This is a genomic window from Chryseoglobus sp. 28M-23, assembly GCF_014789785.1.
Taxonomy (GTDB): domain Bacteria; phylum Actinomycetota; class Actinomycetes; order Actinomycetales; family Microbacteriaceae; genus Microcella; species Microcella indica.
The window spans coordinates 1577931-1591553 of the sequence record NZ_CP061846.1; the positions used below are offsets into that span (position 1 = coordinate 1577931).

14 protein-coding genes and 1 pseudogene are annotated in these 13623 nt (G+C 69.9%); 3 read left to right on the forward strand and 12 right to left on the reverse strand.

The features are described 5' to 3' along the window. The 3 genes from hisB to IE160_RS07715 are packed head-to-tail and all read right to left on the reverse strand — an operon-like array spanning position 1 to position 2106. A complete protein-coding gene (hisB, locus tag IE160_RS07705; RefSeq protein WP_179872069.1) occupies positions 1–618 on the reverse strand; it encodes an imidazoleglycerol-phosphate dehydratase HisB in 618 nt (205 codons plus the stop codon). Beyond that, positions 615–1691, reverse strand: a complete 1077-nt coding sequence (locus IE160_RS07710; RefSeq protein WP_191150707.1) for a histidinol-phosphate transaminase — start codon at positions 1689–1691, stop codon at positions 615–617. The genes hisB and IE160_RS07710 overlap by 4 nt, the downstream gene beginning before the upstream one ends. Positions 1692–1740: 49 nt before the next feature. Further along, on the reverse strand, positions 1741–2106 hold the full coding sequence (locus tag IE160_RS07715) for a LysM peptidoglycan-binding domain-containing protein (protein ID WP_179872071.1): 366 nt from the start codon (positions 2104–2106) through the stop codon (positions 1741–1743). A 337-nt stretch (positions 2107–2443) separates the two neighbouring features. On the opposite strand from IE160_RS07715, the gene lexA reads away from it, so the two are divergent. Beyond that, positions 2444–3154, forward strand: a complete 711-nt coding sequence (gene lexA / locus IE160_RS07720) for a transcriptional repressor LexA (RefSeq protein ID WP_152582754.1) — start codon at positions 2444–2446, stop codon at positions 3152–3154. Here the strand turns inward: lexA and hflX are convergent. Beyond that, positions 3151–4731 carry a GTPase HflX gene (hflX, locus tag IE160_RS07725; RefSeq protein ID WP_191150708.1) on the reverse strand — a complete coding sequence of 527 codons (1581 nt, stop codon included), beginning with the start codon at positions 4729–4731 and terminating at the stop codon, positions 3151–3153. The two genes, lexA and hflX, sit on opposite strands and share 4 nt — an antisense overlap. A gap of 43 nt (positions 4732–4774) precedes the next feature. Here hflX and IE160_RS07730 point away from each other — a divergent pair, with 43 nt between their 5' ends. Beyond that, entirely contained in the window at positions 4775–5398 is a 624-nt protein-coding gene (locus IE160_RS07730; protein ID WP_179872073.1) for a class I SAM-dependent methyltransferase, read from the forward strand. 28 nt (positions 5399–5426) lie between these two features. Here the strand turns inward: IE160_RS07730 and dapF are convergent, their stop codons facing one another. The 4 genes from dapF to IE160_RS07750 form a co-directional block, all read right to left on the reverse strand. Next, entirely contained in the window at positions 5427–6305 is an 879-nt protein-coding gene (dapF, locus tag IE160_RS07735; protein WP_179872074.1) for a diaminopimelate epimerase, read from the reverse strand. Further along, on the reverse strand, positions 6302–7279 hold the full coding sequence (miaA, locus tag IE160_RS07740; protein WP_224744411.1) for a tRNA (adenosine(37)-N6)-dimethylallyltransferase MiaA: 978 nt from the start codon (positions 7277–7279) through the stop codon (positions 6302–6304). The genes dapF and miaA overlap by 4 nt, the downstream gene beginning before the upstream one ends. Next, on the reverse strand, positions 7276–8772 hold the full coding sequence (gene miaB, locus IE160_RS07745; RefSeq protein ID WP_191150709.1) for a tRNA (N6-isopentenyl adenosine(37)-C2)-methylthiotransferase MiaB: 1497 nt from the start codon (positions 8770–8772) through the stop codon (positions 7276–7278). Before miaB ends, miaA begins: the two co-directional genes overlap by 4 nt. 64 nt (positions 8773–8836) lie before the next feature. Further along, a complete protein-coding gene (locus IE160_RS07750) occupies positions 8837–9112 on the reverse strand; it encodes a hypothetical protein (RefSeq protein ID WP_191150710.1) in 276 nt (91 codons plus the stop codon). A 155-nt stretch (positions 9113–9267) separates the two neighbouring features. On the opposite strand from IE160_RS07750, the pseudogene IE160_RS07755 reads away from it, so the two are divergent. Beyond that, positions 9268–10261, forward strand: a pseudogene (locus tag IE160_RS07755) (IS481 family transposase). Here the strand turns inward: IE160_RS07755 and IE160_RS07760 are convergent. From IE160_RS07760 to recA, 4 genes are all read right to left on the reverse strand, one after another. Further along, on the reverse strand, positions 10232–10768 hold the full coding sequence (locus IE160_RS07760; RefSeq protein ID WP_191150711.1) for a hypothetical protein: 537 nt from the start codon (positions 10766–10768) through the stop codon (positions 10232–10234). The pseudogene IE160_RS07755 and the gene IE160_RS07760 overlap by 30 nt on opposite strands. A 2-nt stretch (positions 10769–10770) precedes the next feature. After that, positions 10771–11523, reverse strand: a complete 753-nt coding sequence (locus tag IE160_RS07765) for a hypothetical protein (RefSeq protein ID WP_191150712.1) — start codon at positions 11521–11523, stop codon at positions 10771–10773. Between the two features lie 165 nt (positions 11524–11688). Further along, entirely contained in the window at positions 11689–12336 is a 648-nt protein-coding gene (locus IE160_RS07770) for a regulatory protein RecX (protein ID WP_191150713.1), read from the reverse strand. After that, positions 12336–13460, reverse strand: coding sequence for a recombinase RecA (gene recA, locus IE160_RS07775; RefSeq protein ID WP_191150714.1), 1125 nt, complete (start codon positions 13458–13460; stop codon positions 12336–12338). The genes IE160_RS07770 and recA overlap by 1 nt, the downstream gene beginning before the upstream one ends. Positions 13461–13623: the final 163 nt, after the last annotated feature.

Here is a 13623-nt window from a genome sequence, read left to right on the forward strand (position 1 = left end):
CTAGAGCGCTCCCTTGGTGGAGGGCACGCCGCGCACGCGGTCGTCGCGCTGCACCGCCTGGCGCAGAGCGCGTGCGAACGCCTTGAACTCGGCCTCGGCGATGTGGTGCGGGTCGCGACCGGCGAGCACGGTGAGGTGCACGGTGAGGCCCGCGTGCATCGTGATCGCCTCGAAGACGTGGCGCACCATGGAGCCCGTGAAGTGGCCGCCGATGAGGTGGTGCTCGAAGCCCGCGGGCTCGCCCGAGTGCACGAGGTAGGGGCGACCGCTCACGTCGACGACGGCCTGCGCGAGCGCTTCGTCGAGCGGCACGAGGGCGTCGCCGAAGCGCGCGATGCCGGCCTTGTCGCCGAGCGCCTGGCCGATCGCCGTGCCGAGCACGATGCCCGTGTCTTCCACCGTGTGGTGCACGTCGATGTCGGTGTCGCCGTGGGCGGTCACGTCGAGATCGAGGAGGGAGTGCTTGGCGAGAGCCGTGAGCATGTGGTCGAAGAAGGGCACGGTCGTCGCGATCGACGAACGGCCGGTGCCGTCGAGGTCGACGCGCAGCTCGATGCTCGACTCGCTCGTCTCGCGCCGCAGCTCGGCGACTCGGGGCGTACTGGCGGGAGTGCTCACTGCTTCATCCTACCGAGCACCTCGAGGAACTCGGTCGTCTCCTCGGGCGTGCCCGCCGTGACCCGGAGGTGGCCGGGCAGACCGACGTCGCGGATGAGGATGTCGTGCTCGAGCAGGTACTGGAACGTCGCCTGCGGGTCGTCGACTCCCCCGAACAGCACGAAGTTCGCGCCGCTCGCGTAGGGCGCGTAGCCGAGCGCGGCGAGCTCGACGACGAGCCGATCGCGCTGGGCTCGGATCGCGTCCACCGTCTCGAGCATGAGCGGTGCGTGCTGCAGCGCCGCCACTGCGGCCGCCTGCGTGAGCGCGGAGAGGTGGTAGGGCAGGCGGACGAGGCGCAGAGCATCCACGACGGCGGGATCGGCGGCGAGGTAGCCCAGGCGGGCGCCCGCGAAGGCGAACGCCTTGCTCATGGTGCGGGAGACGACGAGGCGCGGGCGGCCCGGCAGCAGGCTCAGCGCGCTCGGCTCGCCTTCGGGCAGGAACTCGGCGTAGGCCTCGTCGACGATCACGATGCCGCGCGCGACGGCGCAGACCGCCTCGATCGTGTCGAGGCCGATGGGCGTGCCCGTCGGGTTGTTGGGGGTGCAGAGGAAGACGATGTCGGGGTCGAGCCGTTCGACGGCCGCGACGGCGGTGGCGGGGCTCAGGCGGAACTCGTCGTCGCGCTCCGCCGTGACCCACTCGGTGCCCGTGCTCGACGCGATGATCGAGTGCATCGAGTAGGTGGGCGGGAAGCCGAGCACGCGGCGTCCCGGGCCGCCGAAGGCCTGCAGGAGCTGCTGGATGACCTCGTTGGAGCCGTTCGCGGCCCAGACCTGCTCTCGTTCAACGCCCTCGCCCAGGTAGGCGGCCAGGTGCTCGCGCAGCGTCGTGAACTCGCGGTCGGGGTACCGGTTGACGGTGCGCAGCGCGTGCTCGACCGCGGCGGTCACGTGCGCGACGACGACCTCGGGAATCGGGTGCGTGTTCTCATTGACGTTGAGAGCGATGCGCACGGGCTTCTGCGGGGCTCCGTAGGGGGACTGCCCGCGCAGGTCGTCGCGGATCGGAAGGTCGTCGAGGCTCGTCACTCGCCCATCGTAGACGGGCGTGAGCGGGGCTCGGCCCGCGGTCGGAGCCTCAGCCCGCGTAGCGCTCGGGAACGATGAGCACCTGGCCGGGCTGGACGCTCGCGGAGTCGAGGCCGTTGATCGCGAGGATGTCGGCGACGACGTCGGCAGGGTTCGCCTCGGGGGCGAGAGTGCCGGCGAGAGACCACAGCGACTGGCCCGCCTGGACGGTCACCGTCGTCGACTGCTCGAGCCCTGAGGTCGCCGTCGCTCCCCCACCGTTGAGGGCGAGCATGACGAGCGCGATGACGAGAGGCAGCGAGACGAGCACGGCGATGACCGCGCGGCCGCGGCGCGTGAGACGCAGGCGGGTGCGCGCAACCGGGAGCGCGAAGCCACCGTCGTAGGTGCCGGTGCCGTAAGTGATGGAGCTCATCGCCGTTCTCCTTCTGACAAGTGGGCCTGGCTGACAACTGGGCCTGGTGGGGGGTGCAGGTGCCCCGGCAGCGGGGGAGCTGCCGGGGCAGGTACCCGATCTCGGCCGGGAGACGCGGGCACGAACCTGTGTTCCGAACATACCTTCGATCGAACACACTTTCAAGCCCCCGGCCCTTTTTCTCCACGAATCGGGCGACACACTCGAACAGATGTTTGAGTTGCACCCCACTCGTGGATAGAGTTTCGAGGGTTCGAGTGCAGTCAACGGCAGACCACCGACATTGGTCACACCGGCAGTGACGGCGGGCACTCGACACGAGACGAGGGAGAACCCCATGGCCGACGAGACCGTCGACATCAGCACGGCACCGAGCGCCGCCGCGCCCGGCACGCGCCGCCGCACGACGCTGAGCGACAAGCAGCGCGCCATCCTCGGGTTCATCCAGTCCTCGGTCGCGAGCCGGGGCTACCCGCCGAGCATGCGCGAGATCGGCGAGGCCGTCGGGCTCTCCTCGCTCTCGAGCGTCGCCCACCAGCTCGGTCAGCTCGAGCTCAGCGGCTACCTGCGCCGCGACCCGAACCGGCCGCGCGCCCTCGAAGTGCTCATCGACCTCGAGCCCGACACGACCATCACGATCGACACCCCGGTCTCGACGAGCCCCTCCGTCGGCGACGCCGCCATGGTGCCCCTCGTCGGGCGCATCGCCGCGGGCATCCCGATCACCGCCGATCAGATGGTGGAGGAGGTCGTGCCGCTCCCCCGCCAGCTCGTCGGCAAGGGCGAGCTCTTCATGCTCACCGTCGTCGGCGACTCGATGATCGACGCCGCCATCTGCGACGGCGACTGGGTCGTCGTGCGCCAGCAGAACACCGCCGAGAACGGCGAGATCGTCGCCGCCATGCTCGACAACGAGGCGACCGTGAAGGTCTTCAAGCAGCGCGACGGCCACACCTGGTTGCTACCCCGCAACTCGGCCTTCGAGCCGATCCTCGGCGACCACGCGACGATCCTCGGCAAGGTCGTCAGCGTGATGCGGAAGGTCTAGCGGGCTCCCGCCGTCGCGGTCGGTGCCGCGGTCGTCGTGAACGGCTCGAGCTGCGCCGCCAGACCCGAGTTCACGAGGGCGTGCACGCGCGTGCCCTCCTCCTCGTAGGAAGTCTCGAGCACACGGCCGCGCTCGTGCACGAGCGAGACGAGGTCGCCCCGGTCGTACGGCACGACCGCGGTCACCTCGACCTCGGGGTCGGGCAGGGTCTCGGCGATGCGCGCGCGCAGCTCGTCGACCCCCTCCCCCGTCTTGGCGGAGACGAAGACCGCGCCGGGCACGAGGCCACGCAGCAGGAGGCGCGCGTCGTCGTCCAGGAGGTCGCTCTTGTTGATGGCGACGATCTCGGGAAGATGGCGCGCATCCACCTCACCGATGACGTCCCGTACAGTCGCGAGCTGCGCAGCGGGGTCTGGGTGGGCGCCGTCGATGACGTGCACGATGACGTCGCTGTCGGCGACCTCCTCGAGCGTCGAGCGGAAGGCCTCGACGAGCTGGTGCGGCAGGTTGCGCACGAAGCCGACCGTGTCGGCGAGCGTGTAGGGGCGGCCCTCGGGCGTCGTCGTCTTGCGCACGGTCGGGTCGAGGGTGGCGAAGAGCGCGTTCTCGACGAGCACGCCCGCGCGCGTGAGGCGGTTGAGCAGGCTCGACTTGCCGGCGTTCGTGTACCCGGCGATCGCGACGCTCGGCACCGCGAAGCGGTCGCGGTTGGCGCGCTTGGCGGCACGAGCGGGCGCGAAGCCCTTGATCTGGCGGCGCAGCTTCGACATGCGTGTGTGGATGCGGCGGCGGTCGAGCTCGATCTTCGTCTCACCCGGGCCACGGCTACCCATGCCGGCCCCGGCGCCGCCGACCTGGCCACCGGCCTGGCGCGACATCGACTCGCCCCAGCCGCGCAGGCGCGGCAGCAGGTACTCGAGCTGCGCGAGCTCGACCTGCGCCTTGCCCTCGCGGCTCTTGGCGTGCTGGCTGAAGATGTCGAGGATGACGGCGGTGCGGTCGATGACCTTGACCTTCACGACGTCTTCGAGGGCGCGCCGCTGACTGGGGGCGAGCTCGGTGTCGGCGATGACGGTGTCGGCGCCGAGCTCCTTGACGATGAGGCCGAGCTCGGCGGCCTTGCCCTTGCCGAGGTAGGTGCTCGGGTCGGGGTTCGGTCGGCGCTGCAGCAGGCCGTCGAGCACGACGGCGCCCGCGGTCTCGGCGAGGGCGGCGAGCTCGCGCAACGAGTTCTCGGCCTCGTCGAGGGCGCCCTGCGCGTAGATGCCGATGAGGATGACGTTCTCGAGCCGCAGCTGCCGGTACTCGACCTCGGTGACGTCTTCGAGCTCGGTGGAGAGGCCGCCGACGCGGCGCAGGGCCGCGCGGTCCTCGCGGTCGAACTGGTCGCCGTCGCGGTCGTGCGCGTAGTCGTTGTCGACCTGCAGGGCGGCGGCACGGCCGCCGTGCAGCGTCACCGAGCGGGCGTGCGAGTCGGCGTTCGCCAGGACGCGCGCCACAGCATCCACCCCCGCATCGCGCGGCGCGGAAGTATCGCCGGCCTCGGAAGCCGGGTTCTGCGGGTCTGTCTCGGTCATCGTCGCTCACTGTACTCGCGTTACTTCGGTAGATTCTGGTGTCATGGCGGCCGACCACTACTTCAGCGATCAGCCGCGCGGCGAACTCGTGCTCTCTCCGCTCAGCGTCACGCTCGCCGACCGCGAGGTCGAGGTGGTCACGGCCGGCGGCGTCTTCAGCCCGCGCGCTCTCGATGCGGGCACCCGCGTGCTGCTCACCTCCGTGCCTCCCCCGCCCACGACCGGCCACGTGCTCGACCTCGGGTGCGGCTGGGGGCCGATCGCCCTGAGCCTCGCCCTGCGCTCCCCCGAGGCGACGGTGTGGGCGGTCGACGTCAACGAGCGCTCCCTCGACCTCACACGCCGCAACGCCGCCCGGCTCGGCCTCACGAACATCACGCCAGTGCGGCCCGAGCAGGTGCCCGATGACGTGCGCTTCTCGTGCATCTGGTCGAACCCGCCCATCCGCGTCGGCAAGAACGAATTGCACGGGATGCTCGAGCACTGGGTTCCCCGCCTCGACGACGATGCCTCCGCCTGGCTCGTCGTCGCCCGCAACCTCGGGTCGGACTCGCTGCAGCGCTGGCTCGAGGAGTCGTTCGGCGCGTGGTCGACCGTCAGCCGTGCGGCGACCCAGAAGGGCTACCGCGTGCTGCGGGTGCGTCGCACGAACTCTGCCGCCGAGTAGCGGTGCGCGTCCCTCGACGAGCGAGTTTCTAGACCAGGAGCGTGCCGTCGAACACGAGCTCGGCGGGCCCACTGAGGGCCGCGTGCTCGCCGTCCTCCGCCGCGAAGACGCGCACGCCCAGCACGCCGCCGGGAACCTCGACGCGCCACTCCGTCGGGGCCGAGGGGCCCGCCCAGTGCCGCACGGCGAGAGCGGCCGCCACGGCGCCCGTGCCGCAGGAGAGCGTCTCACCGCTGCCGCGCTCGTGCACGCGCATGCGGATGCGCCCCACGCCGTCGACGACGAGGGGGTCGGCGGGCACGACGAACTCGACGTTCGCGCCGGCCTCGGGCGCGGGGTCGAGCACAGGCGCCTCGCTCAGGTCGACCGACTCGAGCTCGGCCTCGCTCGCGAGCGCGACGACGACGTGCGGGTTGCCGACGGAGATGCCGAGGCCGGGGCGCGGCACGGGCAGCGCACGCGCGGTCACGGTCGGCTCGCCGCCGTGGAGCGACCAGCGGCCGAGGTCGGCGGCGAAGCCGTCGGCGAGGCGGTGCACGTCGCGCACTCCCGACCGCGTCCCGATCGGCAGCGACTGCCCCTCCTCGAGGGTCGCGAGCCCGTTCTCGAGGAGGTACCGCACGAAGACGCGGATGCCGTTACCGCACATCTCGGAGGGGCTGCCGTCGGCGTTCGTGTAGTCCATGAACCACTCCGCGTCCGGGTCCTCCGCGAGCGCGGCGGCACCCTCGGGAAGGTTCGCCGACCGCACGGCGCGGATGACGCCGTCGCCGCCGACGCCGAAATGCCGGTCGGCGAGGGCCGCGCGCTGCGGCGCCGTCAGCGGCCGGTCGCCCGCCGGGTCGGAGTACAGGACGAAGTCGTTGCCGGTGCCGTGGCCCTTCGTGAAGCGCAGGAGCGAGGTCATCTCTCCATCGTATCGACGCCGTCGGCTGCACCATTGCCGTCGCCTGGGCCGTCGCTGCCGCTGTCGCCGCCCAGAGTGCGCATCGCCTGGTCGAGCCGGTCGTCGGCCGCCGCATCGATCCAGCGCACGCTTTCGTCGCGGCGGAACCAGCTCACCTGGCGCCGCGCGTAGCGCCGCGTGAGGGCCTGCGTCTCCTCGATGGCCGCGCGCTCGCTGAGCCGGCCCTCAAGCTGGCCGATCGCCTGCGCGTAGCCGATGGCCCGGCTCGCGGTCACCCCGCGCGCGAGGCACCGCGACAGCAGGCCGCGCACCTCGTCGAGCAGCCCCGACCGCCACATACCTTCGACGCGCGCGTCGAGGCGCGGCACGAGCGCCGAGCGCTCGAGGTGCAGACCCACCTGCCGGTAGGGGCGCCACGGGCGCTCCCGCGCGGCGAGCCCGGCGCTGAAGGGCTCACCGGTGAGGTCGCCGACCTCGAGCGCGCGCACGATGCGACGGCCGTTGTGCGGCCCGATCGCCTCGGCGGCGACGGGGTCGCGCTGCCGCAGCTCCTCGTGCAGGGCGGCGAGCCCGCGCTCGGCGAGCACGCCCTCCCAGTGCGCGCGGCGCTCGGGGTCGGTGCCCGGAAACCGGAAGTCGGTGAGCACGGCGGCGACGTAGAGACCCGAGCCGCCGACGAGCAGGGGCGTGGCGCCGCGCTCGGTGATCGCATCGATCGTGCGCCGGGCATCCTCTTGATAGCGCGCGACGGACGCCTCCTCGGTGACGTCGAGGACGTCGAGGAGGTGGTGCGAGATGCCCTCGCGATCGCTCGGCGGCAGCTTGGCCGTGCCGATGTCCATGCCCCGGTAGAGCTGCATGGCGTCGGCGTTGACGATCTCTACCGGGCGGCCGGCGTCGCTCCAACGCCGCGCGAGGGCGAGGGCGAGGTCGCTCTTGCCGGTGCCCGTGGCGCCGACGACGGCGAGGATCACGACCGCGCGCGCAGCCCCGGCAGACCGAGGGAGACCCGCGCGCCCGCCGCCCGTGCGCCCGGCGCGGGCACTGCGCAGGACTCGGCCTGCGCGCGGTCCCACGCATCGCCCGAGCGGGTTCGGCGGATGCGCAGCGGGCCGGGCTCGTCGGCGAGCAGGTGGAAGGGCGCAGCGCGCGTGATGACCGCGGTCACGATGTCGCCGGGCCGGGGGCGCTCACCCTCGTGCGGAAGGGCGACGTGCACGAGTCGGCCGTCTTCGGCGCGGCCGGTCAGGCGCTCGCTCTCGGCGTCCTTGCGCCCCTCGGCGCTCGAGACGAGAACGTGCACCTCGCGGCCCACCTGGTTCTGGTTCTCCTCGAGGCTGATGCGCTCCTGCAGGGCGACGAGGCGCTCGTAGCGCTCCTGCACGACCTCTTTGGGCACCTGGTCGTCCATCGTGGCGGCGGGTGTGCCGGGTCGGATCGAGTACTGGAAGGTGAAGGCGCTCGCGAAGCGGGACTGCTCGACGACGCGGAGGGTCTCGGCGAAGTCCTCTTCGGTCTCGCCGGGGAAGCCGACGATGATGTCGGTCGTGATCGCGGCGTGCGGGATGCGCGTGCGCACCCTCTCGAGGATCCCCAAGAACTTCTCGCTGCGGTAGGAGCGCCGCATGGCTTTGAGGATGCGGTCGGAGCCCGACTGCAGGGGCATGTGCAGCTGCGGCATCACCGCGGGGGTCTCGGCCATCGCGTCGATGACGTCGTCGGTGAAGGCGGCGGGGTGGGGGCTCGTGAAGCGCACCCGCTCGAGACCGTCGATCTGGCCTGCGGCGCGCAGGAGCTTGCCGAAGGCGAGGCGGTCGCCGAACTCGACGCCGTAGGAGTTGACGTTCTGGCCGAGCAGGGTGACCTCGATCGCGCCGTCGTCGACGAGTGCCTGCAGTTCGGCGAGGATGTCGCCGGGGCGGCGGTCCTTCTCCTTGCCGCGCAGGGCGGGCACGATGCAGAAGGTGCACGTGTTGTTGCAGCCGACGGAGATGCTCACCCACCCGCTGTGGGTCGACTCGCGTCGCGTGGGCAGGGTGGAGGGGAAGGTCTCGAGGGATTCGAGGATCTCGAGCTGGGCCTCGCCGTTGTGCCGCGCGCGCTCGAGCAGGGCGGGAAGGGACCCCATGTTGTGGGTGCCGAAGACGACGTCGACGTAGGGCGCCTTCTCGAGGATGACGCTCTTGTCTTTCTGGGCGAGGCATCCGCCGACGGCGATCTGCATGTCGCCGCCGCGCTCGCGCTTGACGCTCGCCAGCATCCCGAGGTTTCCGTAGAGCTTGTTGTCGGCATTCTCGCGCACGGCGCACGTGTTGATGACGACGACGTCGGCATCGCCGTCCTCGGCACGCACGTAGCCTGCGGCTTCGAGCGAGCCGCTCAGCCGCTCGGAGTCGTGCACGTTCATCTGGCAGCCGAACGTGCGCACCTGGTAGGTGCGCGGCTGCTCGAGGATGGGCGCGGACATGCTGCCAGTTTACGCGCGCTCTGCGCCTCGCACCGCGGCCGTGCCGCCGCCCTTCATGTGTCACCTACTCGTGCAGCAGACCCCCCTGATGCTCATACAACTTCCGGTGAGCACCGACGAACGCGTAGTCCGCATCGCCTTCGGCGTTGTCGATCACTGCATCATCCGCACCCGTGGTGCCGATACGGCCCGTGACCGGGTCGATCGGCTGCCCGAACGGATCAAACCGCACCACCCCAGCTGCACGCACTCCGTCACCGTCGGCCTCCAGAACGATCGAGCCCTGCAGATTCGGATACGACCACTGCTCACGCGCGTTGGACCCCAGCACGAAGCGCACTGCCGCGCCCCCGGGAAGGGAGACCGTGTATTCGGAGACCTGGTCTAGATGTAGTGCCCAGGGACGTTGTTTGATCTGGACGTCCTGACATGGCGAGAACCTCCGAGGCAGAGTGGAGCTGCTTACTGCATCCGCTCTGAACCAAGGAGGTTCTCGTGTCCCACGGTAATGCCGCCCTGACGCCTCGCCAACGTCTTCGCCTTGCCCGGCAGGTTGTCGATGATGGCTGGTCGATCTCGGCCGCGGCTGACTACTTTCGCGTGTCCTATCCGACGGCAGCGAAATGGGCCAAACGGTATCTCGAGCTCGGCCCTGAAGGCATGGCCGATCGCTCCAGCCGACCCCACACGCATCCCAACAAGACGCCGCAGGCGGTGGTGAAGAAGATCGTGCATTTGCGGATCAAGAAACGTCTCGGGCCGGTTCAGATCGCTGGCCTGCTGGGCGTGCCCTCCTCGACCGTGCACGCGGTGCTGGTGCGCTGCAAACTCAACCGCCTCTCCCACGTGGACGTGAAGACCGGAGAGCCGGCTCGCCGCTACGAGCATGACAGGCCGGAGGCGATGATCCACGTCGACGTGAAGAAGCTGGGCAACATTCCCAACGGCGGAGGGTGGCGGTTCGTGGGCCGCGAACAGGGCAGACGAAATCGTCAGTCAACACCCGGTCTTGCACGCAGCAGACATCACAACGAGCTGATGCGGCACGCCTTCGTTCACACCGTCATCGATGACAACTCTCGCGTGGCCTACGCCGAGATCCACGACGACGAGACCGCAGCCACCGCAATCGGGGTGCTCCGGCGAGCAACGTCCTGGTTCGCCGATCGTGGCGTCACCGTCGAGCGCGTGCTCTCTGACAATGGCTCCGCCTAACCGATCCCATGCATGGAGGGCCGCCTGCCGTGAGTTGGGGATCACGCCGAAGCGAACCCGCCCCTACCGGCCGCAGACCAACGGAAAGATCGAACGGTTCCACCGCACCATGGCCGACGGATGGGCATTCACGAAGCACTACAACTCCGAGTCAGCCCGCCGAGCAGCCCTCCCGGCATGGCTCCATCACTACAATCACCATCGGCTGCACACGGCCATCGGCAAGGTCCCACCCATCAGCCGGCTAAACAACCTGCCTGGGCACTACATCTAGAGCATCCAGAACCAGACCCGACACGTCAGCCGCCGCCGCATGCGCGTACCGCGTCGCCGACTGCTCAATGCCATCGACAGTGACCGTGCGGGCCACGATACGGTTGGTCACATCGCGGGTATAGGACACCGTCGTGGCCACACCGGCATCAGTGACCGTGGTCGACAGGTGACGGTTCGCCAGATCGAACTCCAGCGACTGATCGGCCAGAGTCGTCGTGTTGCCGTGCGCGTCATACGCCAACTCGGCCGGCGCGAGACCGTCGGCGACCGGGTTCGCCTCCGGGATCGCATCACCGGTGACCGTGGAGGCCAGCAGACGGTCAGCCTGGTCGTAGCAGTACGACGTCTCCGTCTCCGTCACCGTCGGCACACCCTCCACATACACGGTGTGCTTGTCGGTATAGGAAGTGCGGTTGCCGTTCAGGCCCGCGTTCGCCACCGCACCCGTGATGCCCGCCGTCGCGCAGGCCACGATGCGGTTGGTCCCATCGCGCGTGTAGGGCACCCCTAGGCTCCTGGCTCGAGCAGCTCCAGCCGTCGTACGAGCGAGCCGAAGTATTCGAGGCAGCTCTCCTCGAACTCAGTGTCGATGGAGAGCAGCAGACAGTTGCCTCGAACGACCAGGTTCTCTCGTCGGAGATCGACGCCCAGGAAGGTGTAATCCTCCGTGTCGCCGTCGGTGCCGGAGAACCCCACCTCTCGCCAGGCCACGATCCGCACGTCCGCACCTTCAGCGGCAAATTCGGGGGCTTGAACACGCTCGCTCGCGATGCGTTCAATGCTGGTGGCTTGAAAGCCCTCACCCGCGTAGCCGGCTGCGCAGGCCTCGACCAGACCGTCCCGAGCACGCAACAGGTCTGCCGCCTGCGCAGGCGAGTCGAAGAGCCGACCATAGCCCTCGAGCGTGGACCCCACGTCGCTTCGCCACACGTCGATCGAGGCCACAGGATCGTCACTGGAACCGTCGGTCAGGAGAATCGGCCGAAGCAGGAGCAGGTTCTCGCACTCCTCGGGATCGACATCCGATCCCAGAAGTTCAAGCTCCTCGTCGAGGGCCTGGCCAGCCGGAACGGGCCCCGCGCCCGCGGTGGCCTCGCTGACAAACTCGGCACTCAGCCTGGGAGTGACCTCGGGCAGTTCGAGCGCCCGCTCGTCGAATACCGGCTCCGCAGCAGGCAGGGCGATGCACCCTGTCAGGCAGATCGACGCAGCAGCGAGCACGGCGCCAGTACGAAACAGCATCGACGGCAGAGACCTCACAGCAACCTCATCTCGGGAAACCCTGATCGCGCTGTGCGCGCGACGAGCACCCGACGAACCGCGCGACGTGATGCATGCTCAGCCCGAGGCCAACTGGGTCGTGGTGTCAATCCACCGCCGCGCTGATCGCTGATTGCCGTGGCGGTAGATCGACCCGCGAAACCCCTAGCGGAACTGTACGCGGTGCACGGTGTCGCCGCCGTAGCCGCTGTCGCGCTCGTCGAGCGCCTGACGCGCGGCCTCGCGCGCGCCGCTGCCGCCGTGACCCTTGCGGGCGAGGAAGTCGACGAGGCGACGCTCGGCGGTCGTGCGGTCGAGCCCGCCCAGGCGCCGAACGCGGTCGCGCGCGAGCTCGAGGACGAGGTCGTCGCCGTCCTCCTCCTCGGCCTCGTTCAGCGCCTCCTCGATCGCGTCGCGGTCGATCTTGCGGCGCATGAGCTCTTGGCGCAGCGCCGACGGCCCCAGCTTCTTGCGGGTGCGGAGCCGCTCCACGAGGTCGGCCGCGAGTGCGCGGTCGTCGATGAGGCCGACGCGCTCGAGCCGGTCGAGCTCGGACTCGGCCACGCACACGTCGATCTCGCGCCGCAGCAGGAGGTCGCCGATCTCGGCGCGCGACTGCCCGCGACGGGTGAGCGCGTGCATCGTGATGTTCTCGGCACGACGCTCCTGCGCCGCATACTCGGAGTCTGCATCACCCTCGGCGAGGTTTCTCGCCTCAGCCTCGGCGCGCGCGAGGATCTCCGCCTCGCGCGCGCCGGGCAGGTAGGTGACGGGCGCGAGCGCGTCCTCCCCGCCCGAACCGCTGAGGCTCATCAGGCGCCCGCCGCCTTCGGCAGGGCGGGCTCTTCGGCGACCACGGGTGCGGCACTCGCCGGCGCCTTGCCCTTCGCGGCTGCTGCGGCGGGACCAGCCACGGCGACCGGCTCGAACTCGGCGATCTTCTCGCCGATGCCGAGCTTGGCGAGAATCTTCGTCTCGATCTCGGCCGCCATCGTCGGGTTCTCGATGAGGAAGTTGCGCGCGTTCTCCTTGCCCTGGCCGAGCTGGTCGCCGTCGTAGGTGTACCACGCACCCGACTTGCGCACGATCTCGTGCTCGACACCGAAGTCGATGAGGCTGCCCTCGCGGGAGATGCCGGTGCCGTAGAGGATGTCGAACTCGGCCTGCTTGAACGGCGGCGCCATCTTGTTCTTGACGACCTTGACGCGCGTGCGGTTGCCGACCGCGTCGGTGCCGTCCTTGAGCGTCTCGATGCGGCGGATGTCGAGGCGCACCGAGGCGTAGAACTTGAGCGCCTTGCCGCCCGCGGTCGTCTCGGGGCTGCCGAAGAACACGCCGATCTTCTCGCGCAGCTGGTTGATGAAGATCATCGAGGTACCGGTCGAGTTGAGGCCACCCGTGAGCTTGCGCAGCGCCTGCGACATGAGACGCGCCTGGAGGCCGACGTGGCTGTCGCCCATCTCGCCCTCGATCTCGGCGCGCGGCACGAGAGCCGCGACGGAGTCGATGACGACGAGGTCGATCGAGCCGGAGCGGATGAGCATGTCGGCGATCTCGAGCGCCTGCTCCCCCGTATCGGGCTGCGAGACGAGGAGCTGGTCGATGTCGACGCCGAGCTTCTGCGCGTAGTCGGGGTCGAGAGCGTGCTCCGCATCGATGAAGGCCGCGATGCCGCCCGCCTTCTGCACGTTCGCGATGGCGTGGAGGGTCAGCGTGGTCTTACCGGAGGACTCCGGGCCGTAGATCTCGATGACGCGGCCGCGCGGGAGGCCGCCGATGCCGAGCGCGACATCCAGTGCGATCGAGCCGGTCGGGATGACCGCGACGGGGGCCCGTTCGTCCGAACCCAGGCGCATGACGCTGCCCTTGCCGAACTGACGGTCGATCTGAGCGAGGGCGGTCTCGAGGGACTTCTCGCGGTCTGCAACTGAGGGCATTGCGGTCTCCTTCATTCTCGATAGCGGTGTGCCTGTCTTCTGTCGCTCCTCGTCCGGCCGATGGAGCCGGGCTGGACGTCTCACGACAAGGCGTGACGGCGTTCGCCGACGAGACCGACGGTACGCGCGTGCACCGACATCGGCCGGTGCGACGCGCACTCCG